The 23,945-nt window shown below is 47.4% G+C and carries 18 protein-coding genes; 4 read left to right on the forward strand and 14 right to left on the reverse strand.

The window, feature by feature from the left end:
• Positions 1 to 314 precede the first annotated feature (314 nt).
• A complete protein-coding gene (locus FBF61_RS14455; protein ID WP_138478350.1) occupies positions 315 to 1,196 on the forward strand; it encodes a DUF808 domain-containing protein in 882 nt (293 codons plus the stop codon).
• A gap of 70 nt (positions 1,197 to 1,266) precedes the next feature.
• On the forward strand, positions 1,267 to 2,103 hold the full coding sequence (locus tag FBF61_RS14460; RefSeq protein ID WP_310590274.1) for a histone deacetylase family protein: 837 nt from the start codon (positions 1,267 to 1,269) through the stop codon (positions 2,101 to 2,103).
• Between the two features lie 88 nt (positions 2,104 to 2,191).
• On the opposite strand, the gene FBF61_RS14465 is transcribed toward FBF61_RS14460, so the two are convergent.
• The 6 genes from FBF61_RS14465 to FBF61_RS14490 form a co-directional block, all read right to left on the reverse strand.
• Positions 2,192 to 4,909, reverse strand: coding sequence for an ABC transporter permease (locus tag FBF61_RS14465; RefSeq protein WP_229215053.1), 2,718 nt, complete (start codon positions 4,907 to 4,909; stop codon positions 2,192 to 2,194).
• Positions 4,866 to 5,195, reverse strand: coding sequence for a PadR family transcriptional regulator (locus FBF61_RS14470; protein ID WP_138478356.1), 330 nt, complete (start codon positions 5,193 to 5,195; stop codon positions 4,866 to 4,868). The genes FBF61_RS14465 and FBF61_RS14470 overlap by 44 nt, the downstream gene beginning before the upstream one ends.
• A gap of 547 nt (positions 5,196 to 5,742) precedes the next feature.
• Positions 5,743 to 6,381 carry a TIGR04282 family arsenosugar biosynthesis glycosyltransferase gene (locus FBF61_RS14475; RefSeq protein WP_138478358.1) on the reverse strand — a complete coding sequence of 213 codons (639 nt, stop codon included), beginning with the start codon at positions 6,379 to 6,381 and terminating at the stop codon, positions 5,743 to 5,745.
• 8 nt (positions 6,382 to 6,389) lie between these two features.
• Positions 6,390 to 7,436, reverse strand: coding sequence for an arsenosugar biosynthesis radical SAM (seleno)protein ArsS (gene arsS / locus FBF61_RS14480; protein ID WP_138478360.1), 1,047 nt, complete (start codon positions 7,434 to 7,436; stop codon positions 6,390 to 6,392).
• Between the two features lie 34 nt (positions 7,437 to 7,470).
• Entirely contained in the window at positions 7,471 to 7,803 is a 333-nt protein-coding gene (locus tag FBF61_RS14485; protein ID WP_138478362.1) for an arsenosugar biosynthesis-associated peroxidase-like protein, read from the reverse strand.
• Positions 7,804 to 7,870: 67 nt separating this feature from the next.
• Positions 7,871 to 8,563 (reverse strand): TIGR04283 family arsenosugar biosynthesis glycosyltransferase, encoded by a 693-nt coding sequence (locus FBF61_RS14490; protein WP_138478364.1) that lies wholly within the window; start codon positions 8,561 to 8,563, stop codon positions 7,871 to 7,873.
• Positions 8,564 to 8,722: 159 nt separating this feature from the next.
• On the opposite strand from FBF61_RS14490, the gene FBF61_RS14495 reads away from it, so the two are divergent.
• The gene (locus FBF61_RS14495; RefSeq protein WP_138478366.1) at positions 8,723 to 9,496 is read left to right on the forward strand and encodes a DUF547 domain-containing protein; all 774 of its coding nucleotides are present in this window, start codon (positions 8,723 to 8,725) and stop codon (positions 9,494 to 9,496) included.
• Between the two features lie 95 nt (positions 9,497 to 9,591).
• On the opposite strand, the gene FBF61_RS14500 is transcribed toward FBF61_RS14495, so the two are convergent.
• From FBF61_RS14500 to FBF61_RS14535, 8 genes are all read right to left on the reverse strand, one after another.
• On the reverse strand, positions 9,592 to 12,081 hold the full coding sequence (locus tag FBF61_RS14500) for an alpha-L-rhamnosidase-related protein (RefSeq protein ID WP_138478368.1): 2,490 nt from the start codon (positions 12,079 to 12,081) through the stop codon (positions 9,592 to 9,594).
• Positions 12,082 to 12,144: 63 nt separating this feature from the next.
• Positions 12,145 to 12,960: a sugar phosphate isomerase/epimerase family protein gene (locus tag FBF61_RS14505; RefSeq protein ID WP_138478370.1), complete on the reverse strand. Its 816-nt coding sequence runs from the start codon at positions 12,958 to 12,960 to the stop codon at positions 12,145 to 12,147.
• A 3-nt stretch (positions 12,961 to 12,963) separates the two neighbouring features.
• A complete protein-coding gene (locus tag FBF61_RS14510; protein ID WP_138478372.1) occupies positions 12,964 to 14,025 on the reverse strand; it encodes a glycoside hydrolase family protein in 1,062 nt (353 codons plus the stop codon).
• Between the two features lie 12 nt (positions 14,026 to 14,037).
• On the reverse strand, positions 14,038 to 14,850 hold the full coding sequence (locus tag FBF61_RS14515) for a phytanoyl-CoA dioxygenase family protein (protein ID WP_138478374.1): 813 nt from the start codon (positions 14,848 to 14,850) through the stop codon (positions 14,038 to 14,040).
• Positions 14,851 to 15,049: 199 nt separating this feature from the next.
• Positions 15,050 to 15,430, reverse strand: coding sequence for a hypothetical protein (locus FBF61_RS14520; protein WP_229215054.1), 381 nt, complete (start codon positions 15,428 to 15,430; stop codon positions 15,050 to 15,052).
• Between the two features lie 162 nt (positions 15,431 to 15,592).
• Positions 15,593 to 17,995: an alpha-L-rhamnosidase C-terminal domain-containing protein gene (locus tag FBF61_RS14525; RefSeq protein ID WP_138478376.1), complete on the reverse strand. Its 2,403-nt coding sequence runs from the start codon at positions 17,993 to 17,995 to the stop codon at positions 15,593 to 15,595.
• Between the two features lie 102 nt (positions 17,996 to 18,097).
• Positions 18,098 to 19,642 (reverse strand): RagB/SusD family nutrient uptake outer membrane protein, encoded by a 1,545-nt coding sequence (locus tag FBF61_RS14530; protein WP_138478378.1) that lies wholly within the window; start codon positions 19,640 to 19,642, stop codon positions 18,098 to 18,100.
• Between the two features lie 30 nt (positions 19,643 to 19,672).
• Positions 19,673 to 22,744 (reverse strand): SusC/RagA family TonB-linked outer membrane protein, encoded by a 3,072-nt coding sequence (locus tag FBF61_RS14535; RefSeq protein ID WP_138478380.1) that lies wholly within the window; start codon positions 22,742 to 22,744, stop codon positions 19,673 to 19,675.
• Between the two features lie 286 nt (positions 22,745 to 23,030).
• Between FBF61_RS14535 and FBF61_RS14540 the strand changes: the two genes are divergently transcribed.
• The gene (locus tag FBF61_RS14540; RefSeq protein ID WP_229215055.1) at positions 23,031 to 23,912 is read left to right on the forward strand and encodes a helix-turn-helix domain-containing protein; all 882 of its coding nucleotides are present in this window, start codon (positions 23,031 to 23,033) and stop codon (positions 23,910 to 23,912) included.
• Positions 23,913 to 23,945: the final 33 nt, after the last annotated feature.

Here is a 23,945-nt window from a genome sequence, read left to right on the forward strand (position 1 = left end):
AACAGATGCCTGCCAGGCTATTAAGTGATATTCTCTAATTTCAAACTGTCTGCGGTTTTGGGATACTTACACAAAGAAGGAGGATTCATCAGGCTGTATGTCAATAAAAAAAGTAAGTCCGTTATTGTTGATAAAAAATTTCCAAGGGTGAGTTTACCACCAGCAAGGTCAGGTTGAATGGAGTGCATTAAGTGAGCAAATGCGGATCTGGCTTGGCGCAGCCCGATAAAAATTTTACCACTCCTGGCTTTGCAATTGAACTAAACCCTACCTTACAACTGTAACTTGTAAGTGATTCACTTTAACTAACATCAATGGCGTCGGGTTTCTTTGCAGTTTTGGACGATATAACTGCGTTAATGGATGATGTTGCTCTGGCTACTAAAGTAGCAACGCGGAAAACGGCCGGTATTCTCGGGGATGATCTGGCGGTGAATGCCGAAAAGGCAACCGGTTTTCTGGCCGAACGAGAATTGCCGATTTTATGGGCTATTACAAAAGGCTCGCTAATCAACAAGCTCATTATTGTTCCAGTCGCACTGCTGCTGAATGCTTTTTTTCCAGTCGCGATTACATACATTCTGCTGCTCGGCGGCTGTTACCTCGCCTACGAAGGCGCCGAAAAGATCATTGAATACTTTTTTCACAAAAGCGATAAACACGCGGAAGTTCCTGCCGCCGAGCACGATGCCACCGTGGTCGTTGACGAAAAAGCGAAGGTAAAGGGGGCTATTACGACCGACTTTATTCTTTCCGTCGAAATCGTGATTATCGCCCTGGAATCGGTGGCGACCGAAAACCTGACCATACAGATCATCACCATCGCGGCGGTGGCTTTGCTGGCGACCGTAGGTGTGTACGGCCTTGTCGCTTTGATTGTCAGGTCAGATGATGCCGGTTATAAGCTGATCAACCGTTCGGATAAAAAAGGATTTCTTTTCCAAGTGGGAAAAGTACTTGTGGGCGCGCTGCCTGTGATCATTAAAATCCTGACCGTAGTGGGTACCCTAGCCCTGTTGCTGGTTGCCGGCGGAATCTTTGTTCATAACATTCATTACATCCACGATCTGTTCCCTGCTTTGCCTGCCACATTAAAGGAATTTATCGTCGGGCTGGCCGTAGGATCGGTTGTAGCCGGGATTGTTACGCTGGTCAAAAAGCTTGGGTTTTTCAAGAAACAAACACCGGCTGCCTAGTTCCTGAATGTTCCCCATCGCATATCATCCGTGCTATAAATATCCTGTTCATGAACAGCATCGTTTTCCGATGGATAAGTATGAGCTTTTGCCACAGCAGCTGCTGCGGGAAGGTATCGCCGAGCAAGCTGACTTTTTCAGCTCCGAGCCGCTGGATATGGAATCCGTCTACGCCGTTCACGAGCGCGAATATGCGGACCGCGTTGTGCAGGGAAAGCTGACGCTCCAGGAAATGCGGCGGATTGGATTTACACAAACGCCGATGCTCGCCGAACGCGAGCTGCGGATTGCGAACGGAACGGTCCGTGGTGCATTAATGGCATTGGAGACAGGAATTGCATTTAACATTGCCGGCGGCACACACCACGCGGGACCGGCCCAGGGAGAAGGATTTTGCATGCTTAATGACCAAGCTATCGGCGCGCAATACCTGCTCGATCACGAGAGAGCAGCCAAGGTACTGATCGTTGACCTGGACGTACATCAGGGAAACGGCACAGCGGCGATTTTCACGCACGAGCCGCGCGTATTCACATTCTCCATGCACGGGAAGAATAATTATCCTTTCCGAAAAGAAGCAAGTGACCTTGATATTGGTCTGGAAGATAAAACAAGTGACCGCACCTATCTGCAGATCCTTTCCGAAATCTTGCCTGCCTTAATCGCCGATGTAAAACCTGATTTTATCTTCTATCAGGCTGGTGTCGACATTCTGCATACGGACAAAATTGGAAGAATGTCGTGTACGCTCGAAGGTTGCCGGCGGCGCGATGAAATGGTCCTGCAACTTGCCCGAGAGCATAATATTCCCGTTCAATGCAGTATGGGAGGGGGCTATTCGGAGCAGCTCCGATTGATTATCGAGGCGCATGCGAATACATATCGCGTTGCTAAAAGAATTTTCTGATTGGTTTGATTTCTGAGACTTTTTACCGTTCGCCGGCAATAACAGTTCGGCATCTAAGTTCTTCGTGCAAGTACTTCCGCTTTCCTCCTCATTCTGAACGAAGCGTCTTGATCGGATTGATCGTTGATGCTTTCAGGCTTCGAAATCCAACCGTCACCAGTGCAACAAGCAACGTGATCAAGATGGCCAAGGCAAAAATGCCTGCTCCGGGTTCAAAATGATAGGCAAAATCACTTAGCCATTGTTGCATAATCCACCATCCCAGCGGGGCAGCCAGAAAAAACGCCATGCATAAGAGCATGAGGAATTCTTTGCCAAATAACCATAAGATACTGGCAGTGTCTGCACCCAAAACTTTGCGAACGCCGATTTCCTTTGTTCGTTGATTAGCCATAAAAGACACCAGCCCGTATAAACCAAGGCAGCCGACGAAGATGGCCACAGCAGCAAAGCCTTGAATAAGCCTGAGCAGCATGTTATCCAGCTTGTAAAACTGGGCGATATCTTCGTCCAGGAAGCGGTAGGTGAAAATGGACGAAGGGTAAATGCCAGTCCATGCTTTTTCAAGCTTTTCCAGTGTCGGCGCCAGATTTGCCATATTGATTTTGACACCGCAGCTGCGATAATTCTCGCTGTTCGTGGTCAAACACAACGGCTCAATGCCTGACCGCAAGGATTGAAAATGAAAGTCCCGCATTACACCGACTACCGTCCCGCGCCTGCCGTTTACATTAACCGGTTTACTGACTACTTCGTCGATCGAAGCTAATCCAAGCGATTTTACGGCAGATTCATTCAAAAGATATTCACGGACAGTGTCTGACTGATTCAGGTTTCTGCCAGCCAAAATTTCGATTTTGAAAGTGGGAGCATACTGATTGTCTGCAGCCTTGAGTGAAATTGCAAAGTCTTCCGCTTTTGGGCGTGAATCAAATTGGATGCTTGTATTTCCAATGGTTTCGGAGGCGGGCGGTGTGCTGAAAAATGTTACCCCTTCTATGCCGGCGGACTGTTGCAATTCGGCTCGCAATGCGGATATCTTCGCTATTTTATTGTCAGGAATGGGCAGGATCATAACGGCTTCTTTTTCAAAACCCATGTCGGATTGCTGAGCGTAGCGCAGTTGATTGGTTACGAACAATGTGCCTATAATCAAAAGCTGTGAAATCGCAAACTGTCCCACAACCAAACTTTTTCGAAGGGAAAAACCGCCCTGAGATTTTTGTGATAACTTTCCTTTGAGCGCCATGATCGGCTGCATTTTCGCGAGGATAAGACCAGGATAAGCTCCGGAAAAGAAAATGACAGTTACCAGCAGAACTACCACAAAACCAATCAGATATTTGTCCTTCAAGAGGTCAATGACCAATTTTATTTCAAACCATTGGTTAACAAATGGCAGCACCAGGTATGCCAGCAAAATTGCGATCAATAATCCCAAAGTCGCGATAATAGTTGTTTCGGTCATGAATTGCCAGAAAAGTGAGCCTTGCTGACTGCCCAATGCTTTCCGTACGCCAATTTCCCTGGAGCGACCAACTGCCTGTGCTGTGGCTAGATTTACAAAATTCACACATGCCGTCAATACGAGGAAAAACCCGATCCAGGCAAAGGTGCCAAGTGTTTTCTTATCTGTTTTTCCACGAAGCGTTGTGTTAAAATGAATGTCGCTGAGTGTTTGGAGCTTAAATCGGAAGTGTTTGGCATTCTCTTTATCATAGTGTGTTTCTGAGATTTTTGGCAGGACTGTTCTGGCGACCCTATCTCCGGATACGCCGGGTTTCAGGCGCACATAACATTGCATATCCTTATTGACGCTATACCACCAGTCTTTTTCGACCATCCAGGGACTGTGATTTTCCAGATTGTCAAACGGGATGAAGATCTGGGATTGAAAATCGGTGTTGGACGGAAGATTGGCCAGTACTCCGGTCACCCGAACCATCAGAGAGTCATCGATCCGCAATAATTGGCCGACTGCGTCTTCCGTTCCGAAATACTTTCTTGCAGTTTGTTCAGTGATCAGAGCTGTATTTCTATCCTTTAACATGTGGTGTGCGCCTCCTTCAATAAGAGGGAAATTGAAAATTTCCAGGAATGCCGGGTCTGCAAATGCAATGTCTTCTTCAAACTTTTTTTGGTCAGAAAGCGAAACGATCCTTTTGGACAGGAATGCAATGCGACCCACTTTTTCAGCCACACCAAATTCGGTCTGGAAAGCACGCCCCAATGGATTAGGGACGCCCGTGTTATAGTTAATTTTATCTCCATGTGTTTCAGTGTACACGCGGTAAATGCGTTCTTTAGCTACATGGAAATCGTCAAAGCTGAGATGGTATTTTATCAGGGAAAAAATCAGTATGGCGGAGCAGATTCCCAAGGTCAGGCTAATTGTATTGATGATCGTGTAGGATTTGTGACGACTTAGCTTCCTGTAAGCTACCTTGAAATGATTATTGAGCATGGCTATTGGATTGGATTTTGAATAAATAACTTCCTTTTTGTACGTTCGTTTTGCATCCTTGCGCCATAGCCGGGGATGGATCAGTAGCAGCATTTCAAGTACATATAAAATACAGGATAAAACATAGCCGTATCGCCTGCTGCGTTTTTGGAATAGTTCGGACATATCCCCCAAAATTTCCTCTCTTAGATGCCCGGCCGTTATCTGGGTTACCACCCACTCAGCCCAGCGCGGTGGCTGGGATTGATGATCACCCTGTTCGGGCTGACTTTTATTATTTTTATTTTTACCGGCCATATCAGTTTCCAAAAGCGGTTTCAGAAATGCCGTCCCAAAGCTCATTGCGAATACGCCTTGATTCACGCAGAGCCTGCTCACCTGCAGCAGTCACGATGAACAATCGTTTACGGCGACCGCCGCGTTCGGCAGAGGCCTCTCCGAAATGAGAGTGAACGAGTTTCTTTTCTTCCAGCCGCTGCATGGTGCGGTGTACAACACCTAAACTCATCGGCCTCCCAAGCCTGTCGTCGAGAGACTCCAGCACTGCTACGCTATAAGCATCGTTATACAGCAGCGCAATGGTCAGTAGAACGATCTCCTCAAATTCACCCAGATGTGTACCCTTCATCAGCAAGTTGGTCTGTTTTTCTATATCTTACCGTTTTGCATAGCAAATGACGCGCCAATACCATTAAAGCACTTTGAAATGGTTTGCTTGCACTTTTAAGAGCTTGAAGGTTTATTTAGTGTTCATATTTGAACAATTAACCGTTCAAATATGAACGACATATTTCAGTATCAGGATATCCAAGCAGATGTTAGGCCGCTCAAAATTGCAAATCAGTTACGCGGAAAATTCGCTTAACAAGCGATGCTGACATTCATAAATATTCCTGGCCTTTGTGCCAAAAAGGTTCAAAAGTGGTAGAGGTGATATAGGGCCGTTTGGGAGTCTGAATATCGAAAAGATACACACGGTGCTCAACGACAATACGGGTAAAACAGGAAAATCGATTGTTGAAGCTATAATTAGCGGAGAAAGAACTGCTATTGAATTTCCTTTCGTTAATACGAACGCGTCAAAGCAAGTTCAGACACGATATGTAAATCCTTACAAGGAAACTGGCGCGCTGAGCATCGTTTCCCGCTTAAACAGTCCTATACTATGTACAAATTTATCCAAGAGCAGATCGCCCAAATGATTCTCTGGACAGACTAATTTTTTGTTGCTCATTCCATGCATTAAGATCATTTTCATCATCAATGTCTGAAAGCTCTTTGAGCAGTGTATAAGTAAGCTTATTCCTGACACATTTTTGAAGCGTCAATTCCAGCACTTCTGAAGTGCTCCATGGTATATCTTCGAATAGACATTGCTGGAATTTTTGCATTCCAAGGAGATAATATCCACCATCCGTTGCTGGCCCTATCACCACCTGATGCGTATCAAGTGCACGAAAAGCCTCATCAATAATGGAAGAATCGAGGCCAGGGCAATCAGTCCCGATAATCAGTGCTTTCTCGGCTGACGACCCGAACACTTCTTCAAACGCATTCAACATTCTTTCTCCCAAATCGTCCCCTTTTTGTAGTCGAAGGGAGGACCGGCTTTCGATGATCGGCAAATCGTTGTGCAGACTATCTGAGAAGTAAAGGAATATATCATGTTCAGGCATGTTTACCTGCTTTAAAGTATGTGTCACCAGGCGGCGATAGACTTCCAGGGCTTGCTGGTCGCCGATGGTAGCCGCCAATCGGGTTTTAACCTTGCCCAGGGTCAGATTCTTTAAAAAAACGATTACCGTGTTGGTCATAAAAAAGATTAGATCGTATTGCCGCCACAACTTGAACCTGCGCCGGCAGTACAGCCATAGCAATGTTGACCAGTTAAAATTTCCCGGTTGTCTATCAAGCCCTGGTCATAGCGGCTGATGTGGTTATAGGCGGGATCAAATTCCATATCCAGCATTTGATTAAAATCACAATCGTACAAACGACCGTCCCAGCCAACCGAAACCATGGATCTGCACATGACGCCGGTCGCCGCTGCGGGATTGAAGGCGTTTACCAGTTTTTCCATGTATCCGTCATAATTACCCGAGCTGATTAAATAATCAAGATAACGGCTGACAGGAATATTGGTGATTGCAAACAACTCATTGAATACAATACCAAATTCGTCGTGGAGTGCCTTTTTGAACTGGCGCTGCAAGCCCTGCTGTGGGCCAGGCATGAATGCTCCGTTTGGATTGTAAACCAAGTTAAGGACAAGCCCGGTGCCTTCTACACCATAACCCACCGCATTAAGCATTTTGAGCGCCTTTACGGAATCTTCAAAAACGCCTTTGCCCCGCTGCCGGTCTGTTTTATCCGCATTATAAAATGGCAGCGAGCTGACCACTTCAATCTGATGCTGCTTAAAGAAGTCAGGCAAGTCATTATATTTTGGGTTTGCTACGATAATGGTCAGATTGCAGCGGACAATCACATGCTTGCCAAGTGCAGTCAGTTGTTCCACAAACCAGCGGAAATCCGGATTCATTTCAGGAGCTCCGCCTGTGAGGTCGACGATGGAAATGTCGGAATCCGTCAGCGTATCCAGACATTGCTGCATGGTCTGTCTGGTCATAATTTCCTTCCGGTCGGGGCCTGCATCCACATGGCAATGTTTGCAAACCTGGTTGCACATTTTACCCACATTGATCTGCATGGTGGTGGTGCGTACTGGTTTCAAAGGAAAAAGATCCGCGCTTTCCAGCTTTTGTTCAAATAGGGGCAGATGCAGATGATCGAAAACCTGGTCGTGCAATGACTTGATCTGCGATGCTGCATCTGCCAGCGCATGCCCGCTTGCTTTGAGTGATTTCATAAGGTTATCGGATTTCTAACTGCCTATCGCGCGATTACATCGAAAGATCTTTCGCTTTGTTCATCATCTGGACACCATGTACCAAGGTCGCTCCGCCTCTGATAGCCGCCGCGACGTGCACAGCTTCCATCATTTCTGCCTCCGAGCATCCTTTTTCCAGGGTATCTGTGGTGTAGGCATCGATGCAATAGGGACACTGGACGGTGTGGGAAACGGCCAAAGCAATCAGCGCTTTTTCGCGGGCGGTCAGCGCACCTTCTGCAAATACGTCGCCATAGTAAGAGAAAAATTTATCAGCCAGTTCCTTTTGAAATTCACCAATTGAACCAAATTTTTTCAGGTCTTCCGGATTATAGTAGGTGTTCATATTTGTAGGATTAAGGTTATGGTCATATACGGTAATCAGGATAATAAAGATTGCGCGGGGCCTCGTTTTACCGGTAATCCAGCATTGATTTATATTTCAACGCAATGTGCCTGGGGTCTTTTTTCAAATAAAACATGGCAAACGCAGTTAGGTTGGCAACCTGCACGCGCAACCAGCTGTTGTTTTCATACTTACGGGCAGAAACCGTTACGTTTTTGGGTATGATACTGAACCGCGCTATTTTACGGATCCTGATAATGATGTCATAGTCTTCCATAATGCTATAGTATTCGTCGAACCCATCGAGCTGGTCAAACAGTTTTCGGGTAACAAAAAGGGTCTGGTCGCCCCCGCGGCACATGAGTCTGTCAAAACGCGTAAAGTAGCTGTTGATCTTGAGGATCGCCCGGTCCGTGTCAAATTGAAAGCGGTAACAGCCGGCACCGAACCCTTCGGATACTGCATTTTCAATGTCTTTAAAATAGTCAGGATGAATACTCACATCCGCGTGGACGAAATACAGCACGTCGCCACTGGCAAAGCGGGATGCATAATTCATTTGTGCTGCCCTGCCTGGGTTGGGAGATTTGAGCACGACGGCCCCGGCTTTCGCAGCCACTTCCATCGTAGCATCTTTGCTTCCTGCGTCCGATACTATAATTTCGATCTGTCGCCCACGGGCATGTTCGGACAAGTCGTTGATCAGACCTGCAATGTTGGTTGCTTCATTATAAGTGGGAATGATGATGCTGAGCTTCATAGGCATGTGCGTACGGTGGCATTGATACGATCTAAATATTTTCACTGAACGTATGTACGGAGGCAAGTAGTAAAAAGTTTTTGTAAAAGAACCAAGACCTGGAAGTTAAAATGCGTAAGGTTGCATCCTGCGTATTTTTGATATCGATTGACGAACAAAATGAAATGGATTTTGATGATAGCTGGCCTTTTTTTAGCGCTTTGGGGAATCGGGTTATTGCCTGTGACGGATCAAACTCATACAGAGCCTGACCGCAAACTGATTGAATTATCCGGAAAACTGCTCCTGCAGGTAAAAAAGGATGAGCCTGTGGATAGCCTTCGTCAGGTTTTGGCCAATCTTAAAACCGAAGATTTAATTTCAGGCCTGCCCAATGATGACGCGCGTAAAACCTTCTGGATCAATATATACAATGCATATTTCCAGATCCTTGCCACAAAAGAGCAGAAAACCAGGCCGGCAATTTTTACAGATAAGCTAATCAACATTGGTGGCATAAAACTGAGTCTTGACCAAATCGAGCATGGAATTTTGAGACGCTACCGATCCAAATTGAGCCTGGGATATCTGCCACAGTTCTTCCCGGGGAAGATCATTAAGCAGCTGGCCGTATCTGAAATAGATTATCGTATCCATTTTGCCCTCAACTGCGGCGCTACCAGCTGTCCGCCGATCGCTTTTTATGATTACGGAAAAATCGACCAGCAACTGGGCATCGCCGCATCATCGTTTTTGAAAACGGATACCGAGGTCGATACGGTTAAAAAAGAGGTTAGGGTCAGCAAAATCATGCAATGGTTCAAAGCCGATTTCGGGGGAAATAAGCGTATAAAAGAAATTTTACAAAAATATCTGGAGCAGGATTTTTCTGAATACTCCTTAAAGTTCAAAGAATACGATTGGACGCAGAAAATGAAAAATTTTGATTCATAGTAATCATTTAAATTCACTCAAAATGTTCACTCTGGATGCAAATTTCGGGCAGCAGGGGATACATCCTGCTACGCCACAATACGATTCGATCGGCGTTAGTTCCTCACGATTTTAAAGCTAGCCGGACTTTTACAGTTGTGGCTGAAAGACAGATCGCCATTCGCATCGGATGTTACCCACTTTTTGCGATCGTTGATCAGAAGGGAATATGGTGTTTGAGGTGATAATCCTTTTACTGTAAAATGGTAAGTGTCTTTGGACGCTATTGACCAGGCCAGTTCTTCTTTTGACGTTTTTTCAAGATTGCATTTTAACTGACCACCTTTAGTCGCCGCTACCTGTAATATCAGATCTTCCCGGTTGTGCGGATAGATGACAGTCAGCTTACAGGCACTACCTGCTCCGAAGCTTTGTTTACTATTGATAAGAAAACGATCGGTGCCAAGCCAATAATCATCCACATTCAATTTTACCTGGTAAAGGGTGTCGCGGAGGCGGTAGCTGAATGCCGTGCCGTTCAGTTGCGGGCTGAGATTGGGTTCAAGCCCCATTCGGTTCCACTTGGGACGTATGCCGTAAATATCGCGGTAGAGTGCGGTAATACTTGTGCAAATTCCCGCCAGAATATCGTCGCCCAGGCCCATTTGGGTTGTGCGGCTGTAACGCTGCGACGACAGACCGTCTTTTCTGTATTGGGCAAGCAATTTGTTGATATATTTCAGGGCAATGCTTTTATCATATTGGGTGTAAGCACGGACCCCCAAGTACCCCCAGGTAGGAAATATATCGCCGTTCTCGTATTTAGGGAATGGCCAGTTGCCGGGCGATACCTCTGCCTGGGTAAATGAATCAAAACACAAAGGCCAGTGAAACAGATCTTCCTGCTTTGTACGCTGTTCGATCTGGTCGAGCAGTAAGGTGATGCGTTCCTGATCGTCACAAATACCAAATGCGATAGCCGCGAAATTAACCGGTGTAACAAGGTTGTCACCATGAACCGAGCCGTCGTTGTCGCGCCAGTAAACGTATTGCTTCTTTTCCGCCGACCAGAAGCCGCCTTCTTCAACCGGTTTATTAAATGCGGCTTTGAGTTTTGTCGCGATGGAACGGTACTGTGCTGCTTTGTTCTGATCTCCCAATATTTTTTCACAATTCGCCCATAAATTCAGGGCCTCATACATTTGTGCATTGACAAAAGCATTTTCATAACTCGCCCACACAATATCCAGCCAGTCACTGGCTTTCTTCTCGGCGATATTGTTATTCATCATTTCAAAAATACCATTCTGGTCGGCGTCGCGGCGAATAAGCCAGTCCAGCGCCTTTTCGCAGGAGACTTTGTGGGAACGCAGCCAATCGAGGTCGCCGCTAAGGTCAAATTGCTCACTCGTGTTGATCACATAGCCGGTCTGCGAATCGATGGTATAGCCCCACATGGCTTCGTAATAACCCGTTTCTGCATTGTAAGTGCCGGGTATTTCATCTCCGGGGGCGTTGTGCCAGCGCGACAGCACGCGGCCGTCCGGCTCCATAGCCAGGTCGCGTTCCTGGTTGAGTGTGGCGGCCATATTGGCGGTGTAATTGCTGTCGTAAAGCGCCATTCCTATTTGTGAAAAGAAGGGTTCATGCAGACATTTCCAATTCGTAAGCCAACCATTCGCGCCGACAATATTATTGTCAACAACACCATAGCGCCCCGTCGTATTCATCAACTCCCGGACAGCTTCTGCGTCAATCCCGGGTAAGGTCCCCCTTGAATGTTCCCTGAAATAATCAACATATTCCAATGAAAAAGTAGCTTTTACCGTACCTGCCGCCACCTGAAATGGAGCAAAAACATCCGCCTTGCCGGCCACAAACCGGCTGAGGTGATGCTGTTGTTTCAGCGGCGCCTGGCTAAGCTGCTGCGTGCAGGTGAAAACATTGTTTTCGTTTGAGAATTTGGTCGACAAATTCTGATTTCCTTTTGCCGGTGCAGCGATCCGTAATCCGCTACCCGTTTGGTCGTTCCAAAAGGTTACACCACCCGTGTGGACACCGTATGTATCGTTATTTTGTCTTAAATACTTACACCAGACCATACCGCCGTTATCCAGAATACCACCTTTCCAGACATTCAATCCTGCGAAATTCCATTTCGGAAAAGCTACTTCCTGAACCCGGGCGGCATTGCTGTAATTGCGGGTAATCGTCCAATTAATGATATTACCTACAATCCTGAAATCCCAGGTTTCATCAACCGTCAGAGTTTTGTTGCCATAGGTTATATGGGACAATGAAATCCCATCGGATTTACGCGCGAGCTTGACATCGTGAGCCGATGCTGAACTGAAAGTGCTGTCTCCCAGTTTCACCCCCGTAAATACGCCGCCCGGCGATAAGGTTTGCACGCCATGCACTGTCATTTCCCTGACCAAACATCCGGCTCCATATTCTATTACGAGTGATAGTTTCTGACCTGGAACGCTCAGGGTTACCGTTTTTTCTTTTTGCTGAAAAACAATATCCTGCCTGTGCATTTGGGCAAATGAGGTGCTGTTCGCAAAAAGAAGCAGGAGTGAAAGCAATGCTGGTTTCAAATACATATCCGGATTGGGATTTATTCAACTTAAATTTTATGCTATTATTCATGGTAAGTGCAGATGCCTTTACCCGATATATCTTTTTCTTAGTAAATCTTTCATGTAACAATTGATTTCAAATTGGCTGGCAATAGCCTGATCCGTGAACGGAATCTTCTGCATATAGGGGAATGGTCCGAATTCTGTGGTGAAAGTCAATATTTTCCTTTCCTTTTGCCTGTTAACCACTACGATTGCATCCCACCAAGTTAAAAACCGTTCAAGCGCGTACGCCCATTCCGGTGACCTGGGATCGGTGACCTGCGGGCCCTGCTCGTAGCCCACACGGGCGTGAACGTGCCGCGTCCTGGTAATGGCTTCTTGTAAAACGGGTTCGAAATGGCCCAGCATGCTTTCTGTCACACAAACCCAATGCGATAAATCAGCGGTGATTTCCAATCCCGGCCGCCGGGCGAAAAGTGGTGCCGTAGCCTGTGGCGAATAGCCCATCCGCCCACGGTGCGTTTCGTGAACGATCGGAATATTTGTCCTCTCTGCCACTTCGGCGGCAATATCGATCAGGGAAAGAAACTGATCCTGCGAAAAATGGTCTCGGCCTGTATGCGAATTGATCAGTACGGGCGACGTTTCTGCGCAGGCTATCAGATTGTTTTTGAAACTCGTTCGAAATGCTTTAAAATCATTTCCCGTCGCTTCGTGCTGATGCGCAACAAAAACGAGCCCGTTTTTTTCGATAAGATGCAAAAGTTCTTTTTTCACTGTTGGGTCCGGGGGGAGCCAGGTATCAATGCCATCAAAACCGGCATCTACAATTTTCGCAACAAAGTCATTGATACGCAGATGCTCGTTCCCCCATTGCGGACTCAGTATTTTAATATCCATTTGTTAATTGCTAACCTTGACAGGCAGTGCGATCCACGCAAGCCCGATGTTTCTTTTCATGTGGCTGATACTCTCGCCAGGCGCCGCATCGTACAGCAACGCAAGCTTGTTACCGGTTTGAATAACAGTCGGCATACCAATGGCGCCTTTCGACCAGCTGCAATTCTGTTTGTCGAGTACAATGGCCTTGTTTTCTTTTTGCCAGTGATAAATATCCTTTGTCCAATACACCCAAATCGCATCCGTGAATTCAGTCCCTTTTTCATTGATGCCAATGTGGTTGGTGAAGAGGTACCAAATCTTCTGGTCTTTATCAAAATACAAGCTTGAATTCTCGATCTGCTCGTCCAGCGGGACAATGGGATTTTCCATGACATCCCAGCTGCCGTCGAGGTTTTTGGTCCGGGCAATACCCACGGTGCGCTTGACAACCTTGCCATCCTGAGCTGATCCGCTGAAAAACTGCAAGTACTCATTGTTGTGTTTTACAATAAATCCCGGACTGGCTGTAACTGCGTAAAATGTATTGGGTTTTGTTGTAAACGGCTGTACATCATACTGTTTCGCCCACGGGCCTTCCAGCGATGCTGCTTTGGCCTTCATGGTCAGGTACGGAAAAGCAGGAACGCGGTCCGGCGCGGGCGTTGCATTTGGCGTGCCCAGATAGAACATGTGCCAGGTATCTTTATCCTTGATCACCCAGGGCGACGACGCACTTTTCGCGTCCATTTTAGTCGGGTCGCCCAGGTCGAGTATAGCGCCCTTTTTCTGCCAGTTTTGCAGGTCGGTACTCGTGGCCAGGCAGGCTTTCCAGCCGTCTTTTCCAGCGCCGTCGTAAAATAAATAATAGGTATTGCCCACTTTATTCAGAACAGCCTCCCGCGCACCGTACACATCGCAGCTATCTTTTCCATCGCCGTATTGAAGTACAATGCCCTGATCCCGGCATTCGATCCGGCGGGTCGCCGCCGGCCTGCCGTCCGGGTAGTTTTCATGCTGCGCATACGCACTGATCGTGCTGATTAGAAAGGCAAGAAGACCATATAGTGTTGCGAGATTTTTCATTCGGACGAAGGATTAGGAACGCGAATAAATCAAAGGGTTGACCGACTCTTTATTTAATAAGCTGCCAATGGATAAGGTAGCAACTTCTTCGTCGCTCAGGATATTCTGTGTGCCGTTAAATGTATTTCCATCGGGCATATATGCGCAGGTCATCGCACGCCGGTAACCCGGTGTCATGTTTGCATGCGCGCCGTGAATGGTCAGTCCGTTATGAAATGAACAGCTGCCTGCTTTCATTGGGACTGCCACGGATTTTGCTTTGTAAAACTGGGGGTAAGTCTTAAAAATAGCGCCCATATTCTTGCCGATACCAGGGTTTTCAAAAGTAGTGACCTGGTGTGACCCGGGAATAAAAAAAAGGCAGCCGTTTTCCAGGGTAGCATCGTCAAGCGCTACCCAGATCGACAATGCCCGGCGGTCGGTAAACGACCAGTAGGGGGTGTCCAGGTGCCAGGAAGTTGGATTCGCCCAGGGTTTTTTGATCAGCGCCTGATCGTGCCAGATGCGTATCCCGTCCACCTCGGCCAATTGCGCGGCCATTTTTCCAATGCGCTCGTCGAGCATCAGTTCCCGGATCCCGGCATTGTCCTGCCAGAGGTTGAGGAGCTGATCAAATACATTATCGTAATAGGATTTATCGGCATCATCGCCCTTCCCGTACACTTCTTTTCGTCCGGGCAATTTGTTACCGTTCCGGTTAGCCAAAGCTTCGTCCAATGCATTCCGCCAAACCGCCAGTTCTTGCTCGGATAAAAAATCTTCAATAACGATAAAGCCATTTTGTTGGTAACTGGTTATATCCTGAGGTGTAATTTCTGTTTTCATATTCGTAATCGACAATTAGATTGGATAATATAATTTGTTAGGTATCAATCAGGGTTTTGGATAGTGTTTCAATTAAAAAAATGAAATTGTATTTGTCTTTTTGATAGTTATTTTAAAACAATAATTTAAATGGATTTTGATAATATCTTTTCTAAAAAAAATGGTTGGCTTTATGTAAATCAGCCTTACTAAAAACAAACTATTGTTTGGTAATCTTATATTCAGAAATTGACTTAATAGTATTCTTTCCGGCGGATTGAAATTCGAAGAAATATGCAAAACTTATTTCTTCATTTTTGCTTTTCAGGATTCCGTTACAGGCACCATATTTACCGTGACTCAACACATTATCGATTGTCAGTTCGATAACGTAGATATCCCTATCCAGGTATTGTCTAAGTTCTTCGTTAGTTTCAATAGCTCTATTACCAATAATTTTAAATGCAAATTTATCTTCAAGTTTCTCGTGAATGGTTTGCCAGTCGTATTGATAACAGGCAATTATAAAATCAATAATAATTCTTCGCTTAGGGGCATTATCACAATCCTGGGGAATATTCAGTATAATGTTTTTTTTCATTTTAATAGTAGTTTTGATAAGACGCTTTGGTTATTACTAAATTAAAAAAAAGCGCTTGCCAATCACTTCGGTCAGGTAATATATTTATGGGGGTACGGAGTTTTTATTCATGCACTTTAATACAAAATCAGGATGAATGTTGCCATCCAAATACCTGTTTAATCAATCGAAAAAAATCCCCGCGAGAGCGGCATTCGGGCCCCGTACGTGATTAATCCGCACGCGAACAGAGCGGTCTACTTTCAATCGCAGGTATTTCCCATTTTGATAATGGTCAATTACCTGAACCGGTGACAGTAATTCCAATGTATGCGCGTCGAATACTTCAATGGCCGACCGCCTTTGTTTCCGATCGGGATCGACAAAATAGAGTGTCAGATCGTAGGGCCGGGGATCGCTCTGGAATATATCCAGCGTAAATGTTTGCAATGTCGGCTTGGGGTCTTGTGTGACGAACGCACTGGTGGTTTTCCATGTCTGATTGACCGCCCTGTCGATCCGTAGCGAATCAATATAAGCGGGCTTTTCAAGTATATTCTCGCTCATGCTGCGGCCGGCCAGGAAGCGACCGTCTTTACCTAAACGGGATTGCCGGTCAGGGCCGCTGGTGGAGTCGGCCGCGAGTGCTGTCAGCGCATATTCCAACTTACTTTTGTCGGTATCGGTAACCCCGGGCGTTGGTTTTCCGTAGTGGATCCTGATCCGATAATCTCCTGGCGAAAGATCCAAAAGGTAGGCGTACTGCGCGTCTTCACCCGCGATTTTTACCGGGCTACTATTGACCGTCACTTTTTTAACAGACCTGCCATTTTTAGGAAGTCCCACTTTTGTCGCGGTAGTTCCAGTTGGGATATGTACCTCGCAATCACCCGTTTTGGAATTAAAAGATGCTGAAATAACCCCCGACGGCGTGGGTACATCGCCTTTTACCCAGGTCAGTGATTTGTTCAGAAAAGGAATAATGCTGAATGTTTTGAAACCGGGAGAAAGGGGACGCACGCCCAGGATTTCATCGGACAACCACCTCGTTACACCGGCACCCCAGGGGTGCGTCAAGCTCGTGTAGCCGCATTGGTTATTGACTGGCGCACTGTTGGGTGCCAGCGCGGTATTCCACGATGGCCGGAATACTTCAAAAAATGTGGTGCCGCCGTACATCAGCTGCCCGCCCCACTGATCTCTGACCGTGGTGAGGGCTTCTTCCTGATAGCCGGCTTTGCCCATTCCTTGTAAAATGAAATACTGGTTAAAGGGCGAATAGGAGAGGCGGGCATTCCGGTCTTTGAACCATTTCAAAGCCAGTTGCATTGCCGCTGCTGTACTATCATTTCCAGCATTAAAAACTTCCGCAAGGGCGTGTACGCCGTATCCGGAAAGCTGCTCACCGGATAATTGTTTCTTTTTGGCTTCCGCATATCGGCGGTATTTATCGGAAAGGGCTTTGTTCCCGATCACCGACAAGCATTCTGCAAACTTCGACCACGCATTGATACACAACCAGCGATAGGCCCGCTGACTTTCCGGAAGGTTCGGCCGCTCAAATCCTGCCCCCAGCCGCTCGTCCCAGCCCATAAAGGCCAAGTCTGGTAATTGGTCGAAATGCGCATAGGCGGCGTCGAGGCGCCTTGCGGCGTTGTCCAGGTATGCTTTGAGCAATTCGGTATCGCCGGTATACCGGAAATAATCCACCAGTCCCAGCACCCAATACATCGAATAGGCGGCAATACCATTGTCCTGGGGTGCAGTAAATGCGATGTTCTTTTTTACAAAATCAAAATTGCCGAAAGCTGCCAGGGAAGCTGCCTGCGAAGGATAGGCATCGCCGGTCCACGAATGCCGGTCGCTGCGTTCCATCAGGATCGCGCCGAGATAATCCTGCAGCAGGTTGAGCTTGACGGTATAAGCGCCGGTGTACCAGATGCGGTTGAGCAAGGTGTCATTGCAGGAAAAGCTGCCGAGGTAGTTGACGGGTTTTATCTGGCAAACCAGCCGGAAGTTGGTAAGCTTCCACGGTTTCGAGAATGTTTTCACATGCAGCCACGCAAACCGTACCCCTTCGTACAATTGCTGGTTCAGTTCGAGCCGGTAAGTATTTCCGTAGCGGAGGGGTTTGAGTGTCTTGACAGGATGCTGCGCGCCCGCGTTCAGAATGGCGGGTTCGTTGTATTCACTGATGCTTACCTGCACGTCACCATTCAAATCTTCCGAGTCGAATTCAATCCATCCCGCATTCACCTGGCCGAAATCAAACTGCAAATCGCCTGTACCTGAGACGGTAATATTTGAATCTGCTATTTGAAAAGCATTGGAGGGACCGGGAGTTATTTGCCTGGGAAACAGCGTATAGATCTGCAAGCTATCGTCGGCCCCGGGACTCTTCCATTGATAGTTAATGATCGGATCAGGAGAATTTCTGACTGACTTTTGTTTGAACTCCCCGCCGTGCAAAGGCAGATAAGGCTCCTTTGCCTGACCTTTTCCCTGTAAGCTGCATAAGCAGAGGACGAACGCCAGCAAGTGGTTAAACGCATTCGCTCTTTCCAACATCTTTACGCTGATATGCATGTCAATGCTTTTATGTTAATTGAGGCGACAAATTAGGCTTATCCGGCGGATCATTTCAGCCGGATAAGCGATGGATATTGCATTCATTCGTTTAAAACTCATCTAGTATCCCGGATTCTGCTCCAGTTGGGTATTGATCTGCGTTTCCCTGAACGGAATCGGATCGAGCAATTTCTCGGGAGTGACGTTGAAGGCTGCCGGAAGAATCCAGCCGTACTGGGCTTTGAGCCGGTTTCCTTTGGCAGTTGCAACCTCAATTGCCTTACCGATCCGGATCAGATCCTGCCAGCGGTGATTCTCAAACGCCAGTTCGTGACGCATTTCATTGGAAACTGCTTCCAATGTAGCGGTACCCAGTGCCGGCAATCCTGCCCTGAGGCGCACCTGGTTAAGATAAGGAAGCGCTGCTGCGGCTTTGTTTTGCTGTACCAGGCACTCGGCCAGCAGCAGTAATGCCCCCGAATAGCGGTAAACCGGAAAATTGTCGGGCGTGTTGAAGGCGATATCGTAAGGCGGATGGAAGTATTTACGGATCATGTACCGGAATGCTTTTCCTGCTTTGGGGGTGTAATTGACGGGAGAAGTAAGCAGTTCGGCTGTGAAATCCTCCACGCCGCTGATGGTTCCCTCGACCACGGCAATCGACGCAGGCAATCGTAAATCACCCTTTTCGTACGAAGCTGCCATTTCATCGGTAGGGACATTCCAGCCGCTGAAAATATTCATCCGGCCACCGTCAAAACCCATCAGGAACTGCGGGTTGGTCACCTTCGGCATAAACTGCCAGGCGAATGCGCTTTGCTGCCCGCTCACCCGGTCGGCCATGTATTGCACGTCGAAAATTGACTCCTGGTGATTCTTGTTCACCGGGTCAAATACTTTGGCGTAGTCGGGCAGGAGCGCATAATTCATCTTTGTGATATCCAGCAGCTCTTTTTCGGCTGCGGCATAATCCCTGTTGTCTCCCGACATCAATGCATAAGCGAGCAACATTTTGGCTGCCCCCTTCGTCGCGCGCCCGTTTTGAGGAAAAGTGCTGGCAACAGGAAGCAGGTCAATCGCACCTTTCACATCGGTTTTGATCTGTGCATACACTTCGGCGGTCGTATTCCGTGGCTGGAAAGATTCATCCGGACTGGTAACTTCTTTCAGTAACAACGGAACGCCGCCAAAATGGGTTACGAGGCTGAAGTAATAGTAGGCCCGCAGGAAAAGTGCTTCTCCCTGTATCGCATTCTTCGCCTCAGCAGAAATGCTCGTGTTGGCTGCCAGCCGGTCGATAATCGTATTCACATAGGCGATCCCCCGATAGCTGGCGCGCCACCGGCTGCCGGGCGTATTCGGGATGGAGGAGGCGGTTGCGTCGATCAGGAACTGAGGATAGGCTTCACGCGCTTTGTCCAGACCTCTGTTGGCCTGATAAATGGTGAAGAAAGTATTATCCGACCGCATTTCATCGTCATACACACCTACATCGGTTAATTCACGCAGGGGTGTATACGCACCGTTGATCGCCTGGCGGAATTGTTCTTCATTCTGGAAGTAGGTAGCAGAACTCAGGCTGGTCGGTGGGGTAAGATTAAGAAAGTCTTCCTTGCAGCCGGACAAAATCACGGCTATGATTCCGATTAAAAATGTCTTTTTCATAATTACCATTGGTTTTTCAAAAGTGCGGGTTTAAAAATTAACGTTAAGTCCAAGTGAGTAAACCCTTGCAATTGGAAAAGCTGTAAAGTCGCGACCGAGATTCAAGCCGTTCAATCCTGCCAGGCCCACCTCGGGGTTCATGCCCGGATATTTGGTAAACATAAATGGATTTTGCGCACTGAAATACGCTCTGACGCTTTTTACGGTGGTTTTACTGCCAATAGGAATCAGATATCCGAGCGTGATATTTTTAACAGCCAGATAAGTACCGCTGAATACCTGACGCGTTGAGAAATTCCGGAAATCGGCTGTCGTACCCGCCCGCGTTCTTGGATAAATACCGTCTCCCGGATTCTCCTCCGACCGCCACCGCTGCGCTACACCTTTGCGTACATTGAAAACACCGTCTATATTCTCAGTGGATTGAAATGCATCATCGGCAATATCGTTTCCTACGGTCCCGGCAACGACCATCGAAAAGTCAAACTTCTTGTAGCTCAGCGTATTGGTCATTCCATATACGAAATCGGGATTGGGGTCGCCGATAAAGGCACGGTCGTTGATATCGATTTTTCCATCCGGTGTTCCGTCCGGCCCGCTGATGTCCGCAAAACGTGCGGTTCCCACCATGGATGTGGCACCATGCGGCTGGCTTTCGAATTCCTGCTGGGTCATGTACACGCCTGTATTGATGTACCCGTAAAAAAGTCCGATCGGATTGCCGACAGCCGTGCGGTTATCGTCCCAGTATTCCTGATACCCGCCAATTGGTGCGTCATTCGTGCCGAGCTTACGGACCAGGTTGCGGTTAAAGGAAATATTAAAGCTGGTACTCCAGCTGAATTTTCCTTCGATGTTCCGCGTGTCAATGGCAAATTCATGTCCCCAGAAATCAAACCGTCCGATATTCGAGGTAATAGCCGAGTAGCCCGACTGCACGGGAATGTCGATGGCGTACAGCAGGCCATCGGTTTTCTTTTTGTAATAATCGTAAGTGAAATTGATGCGGTTGTTCAGCAGTGAAAGGTCCAGACCGAAATCATATCCGGTGGTCGTTTCCCATGTCAGATTCGAGTTACCGATACCTGCCAGTACCCGCCCGGAAGCCAATGCATTATTAAACACATAGTTGGCGGGGCTAACGCCAGCCAGGTAAGTGTAGTTACCGATGTTGTTGTTGCCGACCTGTCCGTAACTCGCCCGCAGTTTGAGAAAATTAACAGACTTGAAGCGTTTCATGAACTGCTCATCCGAAACCACCCAGCCAAGCGAAGCCGACGGAAATGTGCCGTAACGGTTGTTGGGGCCGAATTTGGAAGAACCGTCACTGCGAAAAGCCACTGAAAGGAGGTAATTTCCTTTAAAATTGTAGTTCAGCCGGCCCAGGTAGCTGATCAGTGAATAATCGCTGGCGCCAACATTACCGATCCGGTTGGCGGCTACATTCAGCCATTCAATGCTATTGTCGGGGAACTGGCTGCCGTTGATATTGCTGTTTTCATTCGTCACCTTTTGGGTTGTGTAACCGACCAGCGCTTCCAGGTTATGACTGCCAAAAGATTTGTTGTAAGTCAGTGTGTTCTCTGATAACCACGACATATAATTAGCTGTATTATAACTCCCACTCGCCGATGCGGCAGGTGTGGGGCCTCCGAGGATCGTGGAGGGTTGGAACAGCCGGTTGATGTCATTGCTGGTGTTGATATTCATGCTCGACTTGAATGTCAATCCTTTCAATATCTGATAATCCATATAGGCATTTCCCATCAGGACCATGTATTTGGCCGGGTTTACCGTCTGCTTAAGTACCTGGTAATAGTTGGGCGTTGAAAACATGCCCGGAGGTGCAAAACCGATCGGATAAGTACCATCGTCGTTTTTGTATTTCAAGGTAGGGTCCGACAAGTAGGCGACCTGTATGATATTACGGCCTTCGCCCAGATTAGGGGTAATTTGCGTAGTGTAATGCGTAGCCCCTAAATTGAGACCAAATCGGAGCTTTTCAGAGATCGAGAAAACATTGTTCGCACGGACAGTAAACCGGCTGGCCGAGTTGTTGATCATCACGCCGTCCTGTTTGTTATAACCCAAATGCACGACCGACTGCACGGTTTTGGCATCGGTAGAAAAGGACAGGTTGTAATCCTGGATGGCGGCTGTACGCAGCAACACATCGAACCAGTTGGTACCATCATTCGGGCCGTATTGTTCGGGATTCCGGTACTGTTCAGGAACCCCGCCTGTGTAGCCCTCGTAAATGGCGGCGTCTTCGTAGTATTCCTTTTTGAACTGTGCGAATTCCCGCGCATTCATCAGGTCGGGTTTTCCGCGGTCAGATACCGACTGTACGCCGACAAAGCTGCTGAACTGAACATTCCGTTGCCCGTTCTTGGCCTGCTTGGTTGTAACCAGAATGACTCCATTGGCAGCGCGCGATCCGTAGAGCGAGGCCGCGGCCGCATCCTTTAACACCGTAATGGATTCGATGGCATCCGGGTTGATCACGTTCAGGCCGCTGGTTGTCGGAAAACCGTCTACAACGATCAGCGGATTGTTTCCCGCATTAATGGACGCGGCACCACGTATCCTGATGCTCAGTTCTGCCCCCGGCTGGCCGGTATTCTGGTTGATCTGCACGCCGGCCAGTTTTCCCTGAAGCCGCTGGCTGATATTGGTGGCGGGAATATCTTTCATCTCGGCCGCTTTGATGCTGGTCACGGCCCCGGTGAGCTCCCGCTTCGTCTGCGTACCGTAGCCGACCACCACCACTTCGCTCAAATTGGTTTCATCGGTAACTAACTGGATATTCAGAACATCCGAACTGGTGATTTTTGCGGTCGTGGTCTGATAACCGATAAAGCTGAAAGTAAGCGTGCTTCCTTCCGGAGCCTGAATGGAAAATTTTCCATCGACATCGGTAATGGTACCGGTTGTTGCATCTTTCACGACTACGCTGACACCAGGAAGCGTGGCGCCTTGTACATCACGGACGGTACCCGTAACGGTCTGGCCTTGTGCAACCAGGTTTAGGTAGCTGAAAAGGAAAAGAAATGTCAGAATGGCCGAACAGAGCGTCGAGCCACGGAGGTAATTTTTTTTCATAGGGCAAAGGATTATGGTCCGAAAATCAAATTACAGAACAGTAATTTTTCGATTCTAAATTACATTTTGCCAATATGGGGAGCCCCGGAGTGTAGTGTAATATTGTCAAAAAGTACAAAAAAATGTTTAATAATGGCAATTCCGGCGGCGCCGGAGGCGGCATGAGCGCACCGACCTCCCTGTCAACAGGAGATTTTGATGTGGTTTATACTTTTTGATATTGGCGACTGCTGATCGCACAGAAAGCACCCGCCTTTTTCCGGTAAATAACCATTCAGATGAGCAGATGATGACGAACAATTTTATCAAGTATTTGAACGTCAGCCAGACCGAGGAATTGTGGGGCCTGTACGTCACCACGGCAGGTTACTCCAAAGTTGAACCCAACCAGCAATATCCCAATGAACCGCATCCGGACAGCCACAAGCTGACCTGGAACAGGGGGCGGATCCTGAATGACTATTACATTATTTTCATCACCCGGGGAAAGGGAGTGTTTGAAGCAGAAAACCTGCCACCTACGGAAGTGAATGCAGGACAGTGTTTTTTTCTTTTTCCCGGTGTGTGGCACCGCTACAAACCGGATGTAAAATCGGGCTGGGAAGAATACTGGGTGGGTTTCAACGGATATTATATCCGGCAACTGATGAACAATCTGATCTTTAATCCGATCCGGCCTTTTGTAGACATTAAATCTAACAAGGACATCCTTGTGTTACTGCATCGGATATTTGACCAGCTGAAAGCCGCCAATGTGGGTTATCATCAGCAGATTGCCGGCATTACACTTCAGATACTGGGCATATTAAGTACAATTTCGAAATTCAAAGACTATGACAATGATCCGGTAGGAAGGTTGATTGCCAAAGCCGAGTTCATTTTGCAGGAATCCTATGAAAAACAAGTAGACGTGGAAGCACTGGCAGAACAGTTACCGATGGGCTACTCTGCATTTAGAAAAGCTTTTAAAAGGATAACGGGTGTATCGCCAAATCAATACCATCTCAATCTCCGCTTGGCCCGCGCCCGCGATCTGCTCATCAATACGAATCTCAATATCAGTGAAATCACGCACCAGACAGGATTTGAATCGGTTTTTTATTTTTCAAAGCTATTCAAGAAGAAAAACGGACTTTCGCCTGTTGCATTTCGACGGAAGGAAATATGACCTTGCGTTGCTTACACTAGAATTGCCCTGTCT

This window comes from Dyadobacter bucti (assembly GCF_005869225.1).
Taxonomy (GTDB): domain Bacteria; phylum Bacteroidota; class Bacteroidia; order Cytophagales; family Spirosomataceae; genus Dyadobacter; species Dyadobacter bucti.